Below are 17171 nucleotides of genomic sequence, written 5' to 3' on the forward strand. Positions count from 1 at the left end.
ACTCGACACCAGTATGGCCCGATGGGGGCGCGCCGCGTTTGCTGCCCCGTCATGGGGCTAGCATCTCGTAACGTGGCGAAGGTTACGGATCTTGTCAAACGCCTACTTGTGGGCAGGGCGCTGCGCAGCGGTCAGCTCCATGAGCAACTGCTGCCCAAACGCATCGCTCTGCCCGTCTTCGCCAGCGACGCCCTCTCCTCCGTGGCGTATGCCCCGCAGGAGATCCTGGTCATCCTCTCGCTGGCGGGCGTGTCCTTCTACACCTACAGCCCGTGGATCGCGCTGGCCGTCGTGGTCGTCATGCTCACCGTGGTGGCCTCCTACCGGCAGAACGTGCACGCGTACCCGAGCGGCGGCGGCGACTACGAGGTGGCCACCACCAACCTGGGCAAGAACGCGGGCCTGACGGTGGCCAGCGCGCTCATGGTCGACTACGTGCTCACGGTGGCCGTCTCGGTGGCCAACGGCGTCGACTACGTGGGCGCCACCATGCCGTTCGTGGCCCAGCACAAGCCCGCCGTCGCCGTCGCCGTCGTGGTCTTCCTGACCGTGGTCAACCTGCGCGGCATCCGCGAGTCCGGCCTGGCCTTCGCGATCCCGACGTACGCCTTCATGGTGTCCACGATCGGCCTGGTCCTGTGGGGCGGGTTCCGGCTGCTGGTTCTCGGCGACGATCTGACGGCGCCGAGCGCGGGCTTCGAGATCGTGCCCGAGCAGTCGAACCTGACCTCCTTCGCCGCGGCCTTCCTGATCCTGCGCGCCTTCTCCTCGGGCTGCGCGGCGCTGACCGGTGTCGAGGCCATCAGCAACGGCGTGCCCGCCTTCCGCAAGCCGAAGAGCAAGAACGCGGCCACCACGCTGCTGATGATGGGCCTGGTCGCGATCACCATGTTCGGCGGCATCATCGCGCTCGGCCTGGCCTCGGGCGTGAAGGTGGCCGAGCCGTCCGTGGTGGCCACCGACCTGCTCAAGAACGGCCAGCCGGTCGGTCCCGGCTACTACCAGCAGCCGATCATCTCGCAGGTGGCCGACGCGGTGTTCGGCGGCGGCACGTTCATGTTCGTGCTGATCTCCGCGGTCACCGCGCTGATCCTGTTCCTGGCCGCCAACACCGCCTTCAACGGCTTCCCCGTGCTCGGCTCGATCCTGGCGCAGGACCGCTACCTGCCGCGCCAGCTGCACACCCGCGGCGACCGGCTGGCCTTCTCCAACGGCATCGTCATCCTGGCGGCGGCCGCCTGCCTGCTGCTGTGGGGCTTCAACGCCGACGTCAGCCGCCTGCTGAACCTGTACATCGTCGGCGTGTTCGTCTCGTTCACCCTGAGCCAGACCGGCATGGTCATCCACTGGACGCGGCATCTGAAGACTGAGACCGATCCCAAGGTCCGCTTCCAGATGATGCGCTCCCGGGTGATCAACTTCTTCGGCGGCGTGATGACCGGGATCGTGCTGATCGTGGTGCTGCTCACCAAGTTCGCGGTCGGCGCCTGGATCGTCTGCATCGCGATGCCGGTGCTGTTCCTGATGATGAAGGGCATCCGGCGCCACTACGACAACGTGGCCGCCGAGCTGGCGCTGGACAAGGAGTACGACGAGACGATGCTCCCGGCGCGCAACCACGCCATCGTGCTCGTCTCCAAGATCCACAAGCCGACCATGCGGGCCCTGGCCTACGCCCGCGCCACCCGCCCGTCCACGCTGGAGGCCATCACGGTCGGCGTCGAGGGCGACGAGGCGCGCAAGCTGCAGGAAGACTGGGAGCGGCTGGGCCTGCCGATCCCGCTCAAGATGCTCGACTCGCCCTACCGGGAGATCACCCAGCCCATCCTCGACTACGTCAAGACGCTGCGCCGCCGCTCGCCCAGGGACGTGGTCACCGTGTTCATCCCCGAGTACGTGGTCGGCCGCTGGTGGGAACACCTGCTGCACAACCAGAGCGCGTTGCGGCTGAAGGCACGCCTGCTGTTCAAGCCGGGCGTGATGGTGACCAGCGTGCCGTGGCAGCTGCACTCCTCCGACCGGCTGCTCGGCCGCCGCGAGCCGGCCGCGCCGGGCTCGGTGCGCCGCCCGCTACGGGAGGACGAGCAGATCAAGGCGGGCTGACCAGCTGCCGGAGCCGGGCCGTGTCCTGGCCGGTCCACCCGGGCGGCGCGGCCACCGCGGCCCAGCCGTCCACGATGTTGGCGCCGTAGACATGCCCGTGCGCCGCCGGAACCTGCTGCGCCGCAGCCATGTCGACCAGCACCTGCCAGAACGTCACCAGCGGGAACCAGTTCATCTGCGGGTTCACGTCGGGTCCCCGCGGCGACTCCAGCCAGGCGGGCCTGTGGTAGACGAGCCGCGGCGACCACCACACCACCGGGTCCGAGGCGTTCTGCAGGTAGACCACGCGCGGCCGGCCCAGATCCGCGGGACGCTGCGCGAAGCGGACCGTCCGCCCGCCCTGGTAGACCGGCCGCCATACCGGGCTGCCCGGCTCCCGATCGGCCGTGAGCGCGCTCCAGATCCGGTTGACGTTCGGCGGCCCGACGAACAGCGCGCCGTCCGCACTGCCCGTCAGCGCCCGCAGGTCCGCGAAGGCCGACTCCAGCTCGAACGAGCCCAGGCTCTCCCCGGCCACCACCAGCCTCGGCCGGTGCTGCACGGGCAGCGCCGCCCACCGCCGGCGTACCGCGTCGAACAGCGCCGCCCCGGTGGCCGCCGCCTTGTCCCTGTCGACCAGGAACGACACCCAGCTCGGCAGGTAGGAGTACTGCAGCGCGACCAGCGCCGAGTCGCCGTTGGCCATGAACTCCAGCGAGTCGGCCAGATGCTGGTCCACCCACCCGGTCCCGGTCGTGCCCAGCACCGCCAGCACGCGCCGCTGGAACGCCCCGGTCCGCTCCAGTTCGCGTACGGCGAGGGCCGCCTGCTGTTCCGGCGAGGAGGTCGAGTCGAGCCCCACGTACACCCGGATCGGCTGGAGCGCCGGTTTACCCGAGAAGGCGGACAGCTGCGCCGGGGTCACCGCCTCGCCCGTGAACGTGCGCCCCTCCCGGCCCAGCGACGCCCAGCTCACCAGCGAGCCGGGGCCGCCGGAGACCTTCGCCGAGGTGGGCCGGTGCGCCCGCGGGTCGGTGGTGCCGTTCGTGACCGAGGACAGGTCGCCCATCGTGCCGACGAAGCCGGAGAACAGCACGTCGTTGGCGAACACGGCCACGACCACCCCGACGATCGCCACGCCTGCCACGTGGCCCACGTAGACGGGGACGAACCGGTCGAGCCAGTCGATCAGTCTCCGGCCCGCCAGCCGTACCAGCCGGGCGATCAGCAGGAAGACCGTGAACAGCGCGAGCGAGACGGCCAGGATCACCGGCGGGAACCAGGTGATGCGGGTGTCCATGTCCATGAGCGCGCGCAGGTCGCGCTGCCAGTCGTAGCTGTACCAGAGCGCGACCGCGGTCAGCCCCGCGCAGCAGCCGAGCATGATCTGCCACGACAGCCGCCGCGCCCGCTCACTGGCGGGAAGCAGCCGCCGTCCGGCGGCCCCGATCGCGACGCCCACGCCGTAACCCAGGATGCCGGTGATCGCGCCCATCACACCCTGCAGCAGCCAGGGCCGCGGCAGCAGCGAGGGCGTCAGCGAGGCGCAGAAGAACAGCGTCGCACCCAGCGTCCCGCCGAAGCCGGGCCGCCGCCACACCACGCTCGCGTTGTCCACGATCACAAAGCGTATCGGACCATGTCCGGGACGTAGCGGACCAGGCCAGGGCATAGGGTATCCGTGTGACACTCGAGCTGACGGTAGGTCCGGTAGCCCATGGCGGCTGGTGCGTGGCGCGCCATGATGGGCGGGTCGTGTTCGTCCGGCACGCCCTGCCGGGCGAGCGCATCGTGGCCGAGGTCACCGAGGAGACCACCCGCTTCCTGCGCGCCGACGCCGTGGAGATCCTGGAGGCCTCGCCCGACCGCGTGGTCCCGCCCTGCCCCTACGCGGGCCCCGGCCGCTGCGGCGGCTGCGACTGGCAGCACGCCACGCTCGAGGCCCAGCGCAACCTGAAGGCCGCCGTGGTCGCCGAGCAGCTGCAACGGCTGGCCGGCATCACCAGGGACGTCGTGGTGGAGGAGGTGCCCGGGGCCAAGGACGGGCTCGGCTGGCGCAGCCGCGTGCAGTTCGCGGTCACGCCGGAGGGCGCGCTCGGCTTCCGCAGGCACCGCTCCCACGACATCGAGGTGGTCGACGCCTGCCTGATCGCGCACCCCGAGGTGGAGGCCGTCGGCGCCGAGCAGGTCCCGTGGGGCGGCGCCGCCGGGGTCGAGGTCATCGCCTCGTCGGTGGGCGACCGCGCGGTCGTCGTCAAGCCCAAGCCACGCCGTACGGTCACCGTCCCGCCGCTCGACGCGCCCGCCTCGATCCTGCTGGAATCGGGCAAGGGGCGTACGGAGCCGCGCCGGGGCTCCGGCATGCTGCGCGAGCAGGTCGGCGACCGGGAGTACAGGGTCGCGGGCAGCGGCTTCTGGCAGGTGCATCCCGGCGCCGCCGAGACGCTGCTCGACGCCGTCCTCTCCTACGCGGCGCCCGAGCCGGGGGAGTGGGCGCTCGACCTGTACTGCGGCGTCGGCCTGTTCACAGCCGGGCTCGCCGAGGGGGTCGGCCGCTCCGGCGCGGTCTTCGGCCTGGAATCGGAGGCCTCCGCCGTCCGCGACGCCCGCGCCAACCTCCGCGACCTCCCGCAGGCGCGGGTGGAACGCGGCCGGGTGGAGGAGGCACTTGACCGCTTCCAGATCGAACGCGCGGACCTCGTCGTCGTCGACCCGCCCCGCTCGGGCCTCGGCCGCGACGTCGTCGAGCGCATCGCCACCCTGGAGGCGAGCCGCATCGTCTACGTCTCCTGTGACCCCGCCACGCTGGCCCGCGACCTGTCATGGCTCGCGGACCTCGGCTACCCCCTCACGGACCTCCGCGCCTTCGACGCCTTCCCCATGACCCACCACGTAGAATGCGTCGCCCTCCTGACCAGGGAGTGATCAGGCCAAAGCCCGGGCGATGGGGCGGGGTTCGCTGGTGATCGTTCGAGGTCGCCGCGGCTATTGTGATCGCATGGCGTCCGAAGCTCAGGCCAAGGTCCCGTTAGGGCAGCGCGTGTGGGTGAATGTTGTCGGGCTCGTTTTCTTTCCCCTGGCGGCGGTCGTGAGGCTTACGGATTTGCTGGACGATCGGGACACGTGGCTGGATTATCTGATCACCGGCGCATGCTTGATTCTCTGCGTCCACATGACCATGAAGTGTGGGCGCATCGTCCGCGATCGCTTCAGACCGCCGCCCTCGTGAAGCATCCGCCACGGGTAGAGGGCGGCGGGCAGGGAGGACATGGCGGCCTGGGGGCCGGAGGAGTTTCGGCGGCGGTACGAGGACGCCAAACAGGCGCTTGACGAGGCCGACTGGAGGAGGTCGGTTCTGCGTGATAGGCGCCCCTCCGGGCAGGGGGCCGGCCAGGAGGAGAAGGAGGCCGCGCTGACGTCCAAAGAGGCGGAGCGGGCTAATCGGGTTTTGGCAGCTGAACGCCTGAGGCGCATTCGCAAGAGTTCAGGTCAATGAGGACCGATGCCGTAAAGAATGTGGGCGGCAAGTAACTCAGTTTCCTGCCGCCCGGTGTGTGGGGTCAGCGGGATGGGGTTTGGATTGGCTTTGTGAGTGATTTGGCCCAGGCGAGCAGGTCCGGCGGACGGGATGTCCACGCGATCACCAGCATGATCGCCAGGTGGGTGGGCGCCGAGGTGCTCTCCCACCAGGGGTTCTGGTTGATGAGGTGGGTGAGGGTGGCACCGGTCAGCACGACGATGAGAATGGCCGCCCCCAGGAAGCGGTATTCGCGGCGCGGGATGACCAGCAGGATGGCGCAGATGAACTCCACCGCGCCGATCACGAATCTGAACCAGGATGGATAACCCCATTCCACGAATTTCACGGAATAGGCGGGACCGAAGAACGTCGGCCCCGGCCAGTACTTGGTCACGGCGCCGATGATGAACTCGACGGCAAGCAGCCAGTAGAAACCGGTGAGGAGGCGTTTTCTCATGCCGAGAACGCTATTCTCGACGTCCCCCGCGGCGCTTCTCAGATCCTGACGGATTGCTCAACGCGGCCCCAACGGATTCTCAACAGCGCCCGGAATACGGTCAGGCCATGCGCAAGCCGACGGCCGTCGCCGCAGCCGTACTCCGGCCCGCCATCCCCGCCGCGGCCCAGCACGACCCGGGCGGCCGGATCTTCAGGTCGTGCCTGAAGAGGTCCGGCGCCTGGGAGTGCACCGGCTGGTGGAGGCCCTAGAGGCGCGGGTCGACGGGCTCGGACTCCAGGGCGAGCACGGCGAAGACCGGCTCGTGGACGCGCCAGGTCGCCTCGCCGTCGGCCAGCCGTGACAGCGCCTCCAGCCCGAGCCAGTGCTCGCGCAGCGCCAGCGACCGCTTCTTGCCCAGGAAGCGCCGCCGCAGCACGTCCAGCGACTCGGTGTAGTCGGGCCCGTAGATGATCCGCAGGTACTCGCGCCCGCGCACCTTGATCCCCGGCTGCACCCGCCCGGAGGTGTGGACGGCGGGCTTGACCACCATCCCCTCGCCGCCGGCCGCGGTGAGCGAGGTCCACCACTCCACGGCCGAGGCCCGGGAGGACTCCGAGCTCAGGTCGACGAACAGGTGCCTGGTCTGGGTGATCAGCGGAGACTCCAGCAACCCGAGCGTCGAAAGGTGCCAGGCGTGCGGTTCCAGCGCCGCCGCGCGCCCCTCGCACGCCAGGATCTGGAACGGCGCCAGCCGTACCCCGGAAAGTCCGTCGACCGGCCAGCAGTAGCGTGCATAGGCGTCGCGGAAAAGGGCAGCGTTGTCGTGGCGACGCCGGGTGCGGGACAGCAACCCGCCCACACCCAGCCCGCGCCCGGACGCCGCCTCCAGCGCCGCGACTGCCTCGGGCAGCGACGCGCGCGCCGCGGCGCCGACCGAGGCGTACTGCGTGCGGATCAGCTCGCCCGCCTTGGCCGACCAGGGCAGCAGCTCGCAGTCCAGCGCCACCCAGTCGGAGCCGAGCGCCTCCCACAGCGGCTCGCATGCCTCGCGCAGCCGCTCGACCAGCGGCGCCACGTCGTCGAAGAAGGGCCGGCCCGTGCGGGTGAACACCGTGCCCGACGAGCCGTCCGTCACGCCGAAGCGCGCGGCGGCCACGTCGGGGTCGCGGGCCAGTACGGCTATCGCCCGCGAGCCCATGTGCTTCTCCTCGCACACGACCTCGGTCACCCCGGCGGCGGCGAACTCCTCGAACGCCTCGTGCGGGTGCTCAAGGTAGCCGTCGAGCTTGGAGGTCTCCGGCGGCGCCATGGTCGGCGGCAGGTAGACCAGCCAGCGCGGGTCGACCGCGAACCGGCTCATCACCTCGAGCGCGGCGGCCGCGTTCTCCTCGAAGATCTTGACCCGGGCGCCGAAGCGGGTCTCCACGTGCCGGGTGCCCTGGACGTCGGTGATGTCGAGCATGCCGGGATCGCGGGACGGCCCGCCCAGCGGCTTGACCGACTCGTACCAGACCTGCTCGGCGGGCACGGCGACGAGCTGCCGCTCCGGGTAGCGCAGCGCGGTCAGCCGGCCGCCGAACACGCAGCCGGTGTCGAGGCAGATCGTGTTGTTGACCCATTCCGGGGTCGTGGTCGGGGTGTGCCCGTAGACGACCATGGCCCGGCCCCGGTACTCCTCGGCCCACGGGTAACGCACCGGCAGGCCGTACTCGTCGGTCTCGCCGGTCGTGTCGCCGTACAGCGCGAACGAGCGGACGCGGCCGGAGGCGCGGCCGTGGTAGGCCTCCTTGAGCCCGGCGTGCGCGACGACCAGGCGGCCGCCGTCGAGCTGGTAGTGGCTGATCAGCCCGTCCATGAAAGCCCGAGCCTCCTCGACGAAGGCCGGGTCGCAGGCGGCCAGCTGGTCCAGCGACTCCTGCAGACCGTGCGCGACCTTGACGTCGCGCCCGTTCAGCGCGCGCACCAGCTTCTGCTCGTGGTTGCCCGCCACGCAGATCGCGGTGCCCGCCGCGACCAGGCTCATGACCAGCTTCAGTACGCCGGGGGTGTCGGGACCGCGGTCGACGAGGTCGCCGACGAACACCGCGGTACGCCCCTCGGGATGCGTGATGCCTTCCCAGCCCAGCTCGGCCAGCAGCGACTCCAGCTCCGAGCGGCAGCCGTGCACGTCGCCGATGATGTCGAACGGTCCGGTCAGCTCCCGCTTGTCGGTCCAGCCCTTCTCGTAGGCGATCTCCGCGGCGGCGATCTCGTCCAGGCCGCGCAGGACGTGCACCTTCCTGAACCCGTCACGGGAGATCTTCGACAGCGAGCGCCGCAGGTCCTTGCGCTGGCGGATCACCACGCCGGGCCCGAAGTCGCGGTCGGGCCTGGCGGCGTTGCGCTCGATCGCGACCTCCTCGGGGGCGTCCAGGACGATCGCGTCGCACAGCACGTCGTGCTTCCTGGCCAGGTCGATGAGGGCCTTGCGCGCGGCGTACTGCACGTTGGTGGCGTCGACCACGGTGAACAGGCCGCGCGAGAGCCGTACGCCGACGATGTGGTGCAGCAGGTCGAAGGCCGCCGGGGTGGCGGACTGGTCGTTCTCGTCGTCGGCCACCAGGCCGCGGCAGAAGTCCGACGAGATGACCTGGGTGGGCCTGAAGTGCTTGGCGGCGAAGGTCGACTTGCCGCTCCCGGACACGCCCACGAGCACGACCAGCGACAGCTCAGGAACGCTAATCACGACTGAACACCCCCATCTGCGTCGGAGAGCCGATCTCCGCGTCCTCCTCCCCGATAGGCCGAAATATCACCTGGTAGCCGTAGGAAGCGGCCACCCGGTTCGCCCACTCCTGGAACTCGGCCCTGGTCCACTCGAAGCGGTGGTCGTTGTGCCGCAGCCCGGTCAGGAACTCGTAGCGCACGTTGTACTCGACGTTGGGCGTGGTCACGATCACGTGCTGCGGCTTGGCGTGGCCGAACACCACCCGCTCGAGCGCCGCCAGCCGCGGCGGGTCCACGTGCTCGACGACCTCCATCAGCACGGCCGCGTCGTAGCCGGTGAAGCGCCTGTCGGTGTAGGTGAGCGCGCCCTGGAACAGCGTCAGCCGGGCCCGCTTGGCATCCGGCATCCGCTCCAGGCGCAGCTTGCGCGCCGCGATCGTGAGCGCCAGCGACGAGACGTCGGCGCCCGCCACACGGGCGAAGCGCGGCCTGGCCAGCAGCGCGCCGACCAGCTCGCCCTGCCCGCAGCCCAGGTCGATCACGCTGGTCGCGCCCAGCTCCTCCAGGGTCGCCAGCACGGCCTCGCGCCGCAGCGTGTTGAGCGGCCGCGGCTTGTCCTCCGGTGGCGCGCTCCCCGGCTCGGCCTCCTGCTCGGCTTCGGCGGAGGCCGCCACGGAGGCCGCCTCTGTGGCGGCGGTTTCGTCGGGCGCGGCCTCCTCGTCCACCGCGGGCTCCAGGCGCTCCTCGGTCTCGTCGCCGAGCTCGGCCAGCCGGGCGAGAGCCGTACGCGCCAGAGCCCAGCGGCGTCCCAGATACCTGCGCGTGATCAGCCCGCGCGCGGGGTGCGCGGCCAGCCAGCCCTCGCCGGCCCTGATCAGCTTGTCCACCTCGTCCGGCGCCACCCAGTAGTGCTTGCCGTCGTCGAGCACGGGCAGCAGCACGTACAGATGGTTGAGCGCGTCGGCCAGCCGCAGCGTCCCGCGCAGCGTCAGCGACACGTACCGCGAGTCGCCCCACTCGGGAAAGGCCCCGTCCAGGAGTACGGCTTCCGCCTCGACCTGCCATCCGAGCGGCTCGAACAGCTCCCGTGCGAGTCCCGGCCCGCCCCGGCAGGGCAGCGCGGGGATCCGGATCTCCAGGGGCAGCGCCGTACCGGGAAGGTCGGGCCTGGCCTTGCAGCGCCCGGCCCGCGCGGTGCGGAAGACGTCGGCCAGCGCCACCGCCAGCAGCGAGGAGGCGGCGTAGGGCCGGTCGTTGACGTACTGCGACAGGCTGAAGTCGGGCGAGTTGCGCCCGCGCGAGCGCACCAGCGCGACCGGGTCGACCTCGAGCAGCAGCGCCACCGTGCAGCGATCCTCGCCCGCCTCCGGGTAGAAGACCGTGGCCGTGCCGAACGACTGGCCGAACTCCTGCACCCGGTCGGGATGCTTGTGCAGGAGAAAGCCCAGATCCGTGGCGGGCGAGGCGGTCGTCGAGATCGTCAGCAGCACGCCCCAAGTGTGCCGCAGCCCGGCAGAGCGGCGCGAACGGAATATCTCACCCGACGTGCACGTGCGGCCGCTTGTCGAGGTCGGACTCGGCCTTGCGCAGCACCTCCCTGGTCATCGGCGGCACGTCGCCCCCGCCGAACAGCAGGTAGCCGATCATCTTGATGATGGGGTTGCCCTCGCTCCAGTGGAAGTAGATGTGCGGCGGCCTGCCGGCGCGGTCGCGCAGATTCAGCGTGAGCGCGGCCAGCGCGTTGGGCACCGTGGGCGACTCGAAGCGCAGGATGCGGTGGCCGTAGCGCTCCTCGCCGCGCACCCGCAGCTCCGACTCGAACTCCGAGGCGTCCACGACCGTGCCCTCGACGAACATGATGGGCTCCGAGGAGCGCAGGCGGTGGTTGAGCCACTGCTCGCGCAGCTTGTCGTTGTACTCGCGCTGGTCGCGCTGGTGCGGCTCGTTGGCGATCAGGTGGATCTCCGCGGCCGCCGCCTCGTTCACGAACTGCTCGGCCAGCGGGTCCAGGTGCACGTCGGTGACCCGCAGCTCGGTGGAGCGGGTGGCCCTGGACAGGATCGAGGTCCCGATGATGGTGAAGATGAAGAAGGAGGCGATCTTCACGCCGTCGGGCCGCTCGAAGATGTTGGCGACCAGCGTGTAGGCGAGCACCGCGGAGATCAGCGCGAACGCGGCCGTGGCCAGGCGCTGCCGCCTGCGGAAGGCGGACAGCGTCACCGCCACCGCGGCCGACAGCATGAGCACCAGCACGCCGGTGGCGTAGGCGCCGCCCTGGGCGTCGACGTCGGCGCGGAAGATGATCGTGATGGCGAACCCGATGACGGAGAAGACCAGCACCAGCGGGCGGACGGCGCGCGTCCAGTTGGGCGCCATGCCGTACCGCGGCAGGTAGCGCGGCACCAGGTTGATCAGCCCGGCCATCGCGGAGGCCCCGGCGAACCAGAGGATGGCGATCGTGCTGACGTCGTAGATCGTGCCGAACCAGTCGCCGAGGAAGCTGTGCGCGAGGTAGGCCAGGGCCCGCCCGTTGGCCTTGCCGCCCGGCTCGAACTCCTGGTGCGGGATCAGTACGGTCGTCACCGAGCTGGTCAGGATCAGGAACACGCTCATGATGGCGGCGGCCGTGGTCAGCAGCCGCTTCGTGCCGCTGATGCGTTGCGGGAGGTCGCCCTTGACCACCGGCATGACGGCGACGCCCGTCTCGAAGCCGGACATGCCCAGCGCCAGCTTGGGCATGACGACGAGCGAGAGCCCGATCATGACCAGCGGGCTGCTGTAGTCGACGCGCAGCAGGTTCTTCCAGTCCAGGACCACCTGCGGGTTCTCCAGCACGTGCAGGATCGCCACGGCCACCACGACCGCGTTGAGCGCCAGGTAGACGAAGACGAGTACGACGGCGATGCTGATCGCTTCGCTGAAGCCCATGAGGAAGATGCCGCCGAGCGCGGCCAGCAGCACCAGCGTGACGATCACCTGCTGCCCGTTCAGGAAGTCGGGCGCGAACGGGTTCTCCAGGATGTGCGCGGTGGCGTCGGCCGCCGACAGCGTCATCGTGATCACGAAGTCGGTGGCGGCGAAGCCGAGCAGCGCGAGCACGAACAGCTTGCCCCACCACTGCGGCGCCAGCTTCTCCAGCATCGCGATCGAGCCCTGGCCGTGCGGGCTCTCCTCGGCCACCCGCCGGTAGACCGGCAGCGCGCCGAACAACGTCAGCGCGACCAGCAACAGCGTGGCGATCGGCGACAGCGCGCCGGCGGCGAGCGCCGCGATGCCCGGCTGGTAGCCCAGCGTGGAGAAATAGTCCACGCCGGTCAGGCACATGACCTGCCACCACACGTGCTTCTTGTGGGGGCCGTGCTCGATCTGTTTGCGGTCGGTGGTCAGCCCTTCTAGTAGCCATGCACGAAACGGCGCATACCCGGCCATTTCGGCCACCCCCACATCAACAACCCGTAAAGACGAAGAGCACCCTACTGAGGTTGTGCAGGGTGCTCTCGCGCCCAGGGCGTCAAGAAAACGTCAATATTCAGATTTGGGGGAGAACCTCCGCCCCGATGAGCTCCAGATGCTCCAGATCCGACAGATCCATCACCTGGAGATAGACGCGCTCGGCGCCCAGCTCACCCAGCCGGCCGATCTTGTCCACCACCTCCGCGGGCGTGCCCGCCAGGCCGCTCAGCCGCAGCACGCCCAGGTCCTGGCCGATGGCGGCCGCGCGCCGCTCGAGCTCGGCCTGGTCGGACCCCACGCAGACCGTCTGGGCCGCCGACAGGACGAGCGTACGGCCGGCGGTCTCGGCGGCCTGCCGTACGCGGCCGAAGGCCTCACCCGTGTCGGACTCCGTGCCGAACGGGGCGTTGTACTCGTCGGCGTAGGTGGCGGCCAGGCGCGGCGTGCGCTTGGCGCCGAACCCGCCGATGATCAGCGGTGGGCCGGGGCGCTGGACCGGCTTGGGCAGCGCGGGCGAGTCGGCCACCCGGTAGTACCTGCCCTCGAAGGAGTAGGGCTTCTCGGCGGCCCACAGGCCCTTGACGATCTCCAGCTGCTCCTCGAAGCGGCCGTAGCGCTCGCCCAGCGGCGGGAACGGGATGCCGTAGGCGGCGTGCTCCTGGTCGAACCAGCCGGTACCCAGGCCGAGCTCGACCCGGCCGCCGCTCATCTGGTCGACCTGGGCCACGCTGATCGCCAGCGGCCCGGGCAGCCGGAACGTGGCCGGGCTCACCAGCGTGCCCAGCCTGATCCGCGAGGTCTCCCTGGCCAGCGCGCCCAGCGTGATCCAGGCGTCGGTCGAGCCGGGACCCGGGTCCCCCGGGCCGATGCGCTGGTAGTGGTCCGACCGGAAGAACGCGTCGAATCCGAGCCGCTCGGTGGCCTGAGCCACGGCCAGGAGATCGTCGTAGGTGGCGCCCTGCTGGGGCTCGGTGAAGATCCGCAACTTCATATGGCAATTATCCGCAACGCGGTCGGCGTGGCTGCTAGCGTTCCCCTGCCAGTGCTCTCTGTAGCCGGTCCACCACGGGGGGTGGCCTATGTCCGAGTCTCGGCACCGTAGGGAGCCGGGGACGCTCCCGCGCCCGCTGGCCACGCTCCTGGCCGTGGCGCTGGCCGGCGGCACCGGCGTCGCCGTCTGGCTGCTGCCCGCCACGGCCGCGCCCCAGCAGGCCGCCCCGCCGCGCAAGGCCGCACCCGTGCCTCCGAGCCCGTCGCTCACGCAGCAGGCCCGGATGGCAGGCCCCTCGGCGTTCCTGACCTTCGTCGACACCGCCCGGCATCCCGGCTTCGACCTGCTCGCCGACGCCCGCCGCAGCGGCGTCAGGTGGTATTCGCTCGGCCACGTCATCGCCGGCGGCGATGGATGCCAGCCGCGCTGGACCGGCGGGCTCGCCCCCGGCGGCAACCCGGTCGCCAACCGGATCGCCCGCCTGCGCGCCGAGGGCGCCGACGCCGGTCTCGCATTCGGCGGCCCCGGCGGCAACGAGCTGGCCGCCACCTGCACCCGGCCCGACGCGCTCGTCGCCGCTTACCGGCGGATGACCGGGTCCTTCGACGCCTCCTACGTCGACTTCGAGGTCCGCGACGGCTCCGACGCCGCCACCGTGCAGCGCAGGGCCCGCGCCATCCGGGCGCTGCAGCAGGACCGGACGCTGCGGGTCGGTTTCACGCTGCCGCTCCAGCCCGACGGCCTGTCCGACGCCGACGCCGCCATGCTGCGCACCACCCGCGAGGCGGGGGCCGACATCGCCACCGTCGACCTGCTGGTCTCCCTCGAGCCGCGCACCGCGCCCGCAGGGCGGCTGCACCGCGTCGCGGACGCGGTCAACGCCGCCCAGCGGCAGATCGCGAAAGCCCTGGACGTCGGCGACGCGTGGCGGCGGATCGGGCTCACCACCGCCCTGGCGGCCCCGGGTGATCTGAACGAGGTCGAAGCCCGCAAGCTGGCCGGGTTCTCCGACAAGCACGAACTGGCCTGGCTGTCGCTGCGCGGCGCCCAGCCGCCTCCGGCGGTCGCCCAGATCCTCTGGCGCACTCGCTCCTGAACTATAGGATTTCCCAGCAAGGCGGCATTTCCGGCGTTGGGAGTACGAGTTGGCGGCCCGTCCGGAGACGGCGAGGAAGGTCCTGCTCTACTGGATGGACGGCATGATCGCTCTGGCCGCCCTCATGTTCGTCGGCGGCGCCTGGGGCCTGATCGCCAAGGACCAGATCTCCGTGCCACACGCGGTGGCCGGGGCCGGCTGCGCGGTCGCCTTCTGCGCCGTCTTCCCCTTCATGCTGCGTGACGCCTACCAAGAGCGGCCCACGCCCGTCGCCAAGCTGATCGTCTCCGGCCTGCTCACCGCGGTCACCCTGGCCCTGCTGCCCTACGGCGCGGGCCTCGACCAGCCCTTCTTGGCCTGGGACCTGGTCGGCCCGCTGTGGCTGTCGGCCGCCGTGCTGTTCCTGCCGTGGCAGGCCACGGTGGCGTTCGGCGTGCTGGAGATCGCCGCCGTCATCCCGTACACCAGAGGGATCACCTGGATGCCCTGGGCGGCCTCGCTGGCACTCCAGGTGGGCTCTGCGATCCTGATACCCGTGTCGATGTGGCTGTGGCTCTGGCTGTGGCGCACGATCAAGGAGGCGCACGACAGCCAGGAGGCCAAGGCCAGCCTGGCCGTCTCCGAGGAACGGCTGCGCTTCGCCCGCGACCTGCACGACCTGCTCGGCCACAGCCTGTCCGTCATCGCGTTGAAGAGCGAGCTGGCAGCCAAGCTCGCCACCAAGGACGCCGGCCGCGCCGCGGCCGAGATGGCCTCGGTACGGCACCTGGCGGGCGAGTCGCTGACCGAGGTGCGGGCCGCCGTCGAGGGCTACCAGATGCTGGACCTGGAGGCCGAGCTGGCCGGAGTACGCGCCGCGCTGGAGGCGGCCGGAGCGCGCTGCACGATCGAGGCCAGCGCCGCCGACCTGTCGCCCGCCGCGCGCGCCCTGCTGGCCTGGGTGGTGCGCGAGGGCGCCACCAACGTCCTCAAGCACAGCACCGCCACCCGCATCGCGATCAGGATCGACGGCGGCGTGCTCGAGATGCGCAATGACGGCCTGGCAGGGCCCGTATCCGGCCAGGGCAGCGGGCTACGCGGGCTGTCGGAGCGGATCGCCGGCGCCGGCGGCTCGCTGTCGGCCGCCCCCACCGACGGCGGGGAGTTCCTGCTGCGCGCGGCGGTGCCGGCATGAGGCGGCGCTCCCGGCTCGACCGGGTGCGGATGATCATCGTCCACTCGGTCGACTTCATCTTCCTTCTGCCGCTGACAGGCCTCGTCGGCGTGGTCGCCCTCCTGGGCTCAGGCGCCGCCGAAACGGTCCCCGTGATCATTCCGATCGTGGTGACAGTGTTCACCGTGGCCTTCTACGTGCTGTCCACCCGGCCCTTCCGCGTCGCGGTCAGGGGCGGGCGCGCGCCCGTGGCCGTGCTGGCGGTCTCCGGTGTGATCGCGCTGCTCATCTGCCCGTTCAACCCCTTTGTGGCGTCGGTCTGGCTGGCCATGCTGGCGCCGTTCGTCCGCCGCTGGATCGTCGTCCTGCTGAGCGTGCTGTTCCTGGCGGTCTACTCGCCGGTCCTCGCGACGGTGGTCGAGGTGCCCGTCGTGATCGCGATGGTCGTCGTCACCGCGATCGTGGTGGCCGGCGTGCCGTTCAACCTGTGGCTGTGGCGGCTGGCCAAGGAGGCGCACGAGGGGCAGGAGGCCAGGGCCGGGCTGGCCGTCTCCGAGGCCCGGCTGCGCTTCGCCGGGGACCTGAACGACCTGCTCGGGCAGAGCCTGACGGACATCTCCGCCAGGACGGCCGCCGCCGAGGAGTTGCTCGCCACCGATCCTGAGGCCGCCGCGCGGGAGATGCTGCGGATCCGGGAGCTGACCAGGACCTCGCTGCGGGAGGTCCGCTCCGCCGTACAGGGCTATCGCGCGCTCGACCTGGACGAGGTGCTGGCCAGCGTGCGCGCGGTGCTGGAGGCGGCCGACGTGCGCACCACGGTCGAGGCCGACACTGGGCCGCTGCCCGCTGAGGCGCGCACGCTGCTGGCCGGGGTGGTGCGCGAGGGCGCGACCAACGTGCTCAAGCACAGCACGGCCGCGCACTGCACGATCACGATCAAGGATGGGGTGCTGGAGATGTCCAACGACGGGGTCGACGGCCCTGCCGGGGTGAACGGCCAGGCCGCCGCCGGCCTGCGCGGCCTGGCACAGCGGCTGACCGCCGCGGGCGGCTCCCTCACGGCCGAGCCCGAGCCCGGCGGCCGCTACCTCCTCAGGGCTCTCGTACGGCAGGCAGGGGAGGGCGCGTGACCACTCGGGTGTTGCTGGCCGATGACGAGCACCTGATCAGGGGAGCCCTGGCGGCCCTGCTCGACCTGGAGGACGGCATCGAGGTCGTCGCCCAGGTGGGCCGCGGCGACGAGGTGCTCGCCGCCGTGGCCGAGCACCGCCCGGACGTGGCGGTGCTCGACATCGAGATGCCCGGCATGGACGGCCTGTCCGCGGCCGAGCAGATCAGCTCGTTCTGCAAGATCGTGATCCTGACGAGCCTGGGCAGGCCCGGCTACCTGCGCCGCGCCATGGCCGCGGGAGTCAGCGGCTTCCTCGGCAAGGACGCCCCGGCCGAGGAGCTGGCGGCGGCGATCCGCAAGGTCCAGGCGGGCGGCCGCTACCTGGACGCCGAGCTGGCCGCCGCCGCCATGGCGGCGGGCGACAGCCCGCTGACGGACCGCGAGCGCGACGCCCTCCGCCTGGCGGCCGACGGCGCCAGCGTCTCCCGGATCGCCGGGGAACTCCATCTGACGGAGGGCACGGTCCGCAACTACCTGTCCAGCGCGATGACCAAGCTCAACGCCCAGAACCGCCTCGAGGCCATCCGCACCGCCCAGCGCATGGGCTGGCTCTGAGCACC

The 17171-nt window shown here is 71.1% G+C and carries 14 protein-coding genes; 8 read left to right on the plus strand and 6 right to left on the minus strand.

Annotation, left to right across the window (positions count from 1 at the left end):
- Positions 1 to 72 precede the first annotated feature (72 nt).
- The gene (locus tag ACIBHX_RS03240; protein WP_397063716.1) at positions 73 to 2103 is read left to right on the plus strand and encodes an APC family permease; all 2031 of its coding nucleotides are present in this window, start codon (positions 73 to 75) and stop codon (positions 2101 to 2103) included.
- Here ACIBHX_RS03240 and ACIBHX_RS03245 read toward each other — a convergent pair.
- Positions 2090 to 3700, minus strand: coding sequence for an alpha/beta hydrolase (locus ACIBHX_RS03245; protein ID WP_397063717.1), 1611 nt, complete (start codon positions 3698 to 3700; stop codon positions 2090 to 2092). The two genes, ACIBHX_RS03240 and ACIBHX_RS03245, sit on opposite strands and share 14 nt — an antisense overlap.
- 65 nt (positions 3701 to 3765) lie before the next feature.
- Between ACIBHX_RS03245 and ACIBHX_RS03250 the strand changes: the two genes are divergently transcribed.
- Together ACIBHX_RS03250 and ACIBHX_RS03255 are read left to right on the plus strand one after the other, a co-directional pair.
- A complete protein-coding gene (locus ACIBHX_RS03250; RefSeq protein WP_397063719.1) occupies positions 3766 to 5007 on the plus strand; it encodes a class I SAM-dependent RNA methyltransferase in 1242 nt (413 codons plus the stop codon).
- A gap of 73 nt (positions 5008 to 5080) precedes the next feature.
- The gene (locus tag ACIBHX_RS03255; protein WP_397063720.1) at positions 5081 to 5311 is read left to right on the plus strand and encodes a hypothetical protein; all 231 of its coding nucleotides are present in this window, start codon (positions 5081 to 5083) and stop codon (positions 5309 to 5311) included.
- A gap of 331 nt (positions 5312 to 5642) precedes the next feature.
- Here the strand turns inward: ACIBHX_RS03255 and ACIBHX_RS03260 are convergent, their stop codons facing one another.
- Complete coding sequence (locus ACIBHX_RS03260) at positions 5643 to 6059, minus strand: DoxX family protein (RefSeq protein ID WP_397063722.1); 417 nt, start codon at positions 6057 to 6059, stop codon at positions 5643 to 5645.
- 107 nt (positions 6060 to 6166) lie between these two features.
- Between ACIBHX_RS03260 and ACIBHX_RS03265 the strand changes: the two genes are divergently transcribed.
- Positions 6167 to 6310 (plus strand): hypothetical protein, encoded by a 144-nt coding sequence (locus tag ACIBHX_RS03265; RefSeq protein WP_397063724.1) that lies wholly within the window; start codon positions 6167 to 6169, stop codon positions 6308 to 6310.
- Here ACIBHX_RS03265 and ACIBHX_RS03270 read toward each other — a convergent pair.
- From ACIBHX_RS03270 to ACIBHX_RS03285, 4 genes are all read right to left on the minus strand, one after another.
- A complete protein-coding gene (locus tag ACIBHX_RS03270; protein ID WP_397063726.1) occupies positions 6307 to 8766 on the minus strand; it encodes a polynucleotide kinase-phosphatase in 2460 nt (819 codons plus the stop codon). The genes ACIBHX_RS03265 and ACIBHX_RS03270 overlap by 4 nt on opposite strands.
- The gene (locus ACIBHX_RS03275) at positions 8759 to 10237 is read right to left on the minus strand and encodes a 3' terminal RNA ribose 2'-O-methyltransferase Hen1 (RefSeq protein ID WP_397063727.1); all 1479 of its coding nucleotides are present in this window, start codon (positions 10235 to 10237) and stop codon (positions 8759 to 8761) included. Before ACIBHX_RS03275 ends, ACIBHX_RS03270 begins: the two co-directional genes overlap by 8 nt.
- A gap of 46 nt (positions 10238 to 10283) precedes the next feature.
- Positions 10284 to 12176: an amino acid transporter gene (locus ACIBHX_RS03280; RefSeq protein ID WP_397063729.1), complete on the minus strand. Its 1893-nt coding sequence runs from the start codon at positions 12174 to 12176 to the stop codon at positions 10284 to 10286.
- 100 nt (positions 12177 to 12276) lie between these two features.
- The gene (locus ACIBHX_RS03285; RefSeq protein WP_397063730.1) at positions 12277 to 13191 is read right to left on the minus strand and encodes an LLM class F420-dependent oxidoreductase; all 915 of its coding nucleotides are present in this window, start codon (positions 13189 to 13191) and stop codon (positions 12277 to 12279) included.
- A gap of 88 nt (positions 13192 to 13279) precedes the next feature.
- Here ACIBHX_RS03285 and ACIBHX_RS03290 point away from each other — a divergent pair, with 88 nt between their 5' ends.
- From ACIBHX_RS03290 to ACIBHX_RS03305, 4 genes are read left to right on the plus strand one after another with little or no spacing between them, the layout of a single operon-like run.
- Positions 13280 to 14287 (plus strand): hypothetical protein, encoded by a 1008-nt coding sequence (locus ACIBHX_RS03290; protein WP_397063732.1) that lies wholly within the window; start codon positions 13280 to 13282, stop codon positions 14285 to 14287.
- A gap of 49 nt (positions 14288 to 14336) precedes the next feature.
- The gene (locus ACIBHX_RS03295) at positions 14337 to 15461 is read left to right on the plus strand and encodes a histidine kinase (RefSeq protein ID WP_397063733.1); all 1125 of its coding nucleotides are present in this window, start codon (positions 14337 to 14339) and stop codon (positions 15459 to 15461) included.
- Positions 15458 to 16570 carry a sensor histidine kinase gene (locus ACIBHX_RS03300; RefSeq protein ID WP_397063735.1) on the plus strand — a complete coding sequence of 371 codons (1113 nt, stop codon included), beginning with the start codon at positions 15458 to 15460 and terminating at the stop codon, positions 16568 to 16570. Before ACIBHX_RS03295 ends, ACIBHX_RS03300 begins: the two co-directional genes overlap by 4 nt.
- Positions 16567 to 17166 (plus strand): response regulator, encoded by a 600-nt coding sequence (locus tag ACIBHX_RS03305; RefSeq protein WP_397063736.1) that lies wholly within the window; start codon positions 16567 to 16569, stop codon positions 17164 to 17166. The genes ACIBHX_RS03300 and ACIBHX_RS03305 overlap by 4 nt, the downstream gene beginning before the upstream one ends.
- The last annotated feature ends 5 nt before the right edge of the window (positions 17167 to 17171 follow it).

It is taken from the genome of Nonomuraea sp. NPDC050536 (assembly GCF_044457685.1).
Classification (GTDB): Bacteria; Actinomycetota; Actinomycetes; order Streptosporangiales; family Streptosporangiaceae; genus Nonomuraea.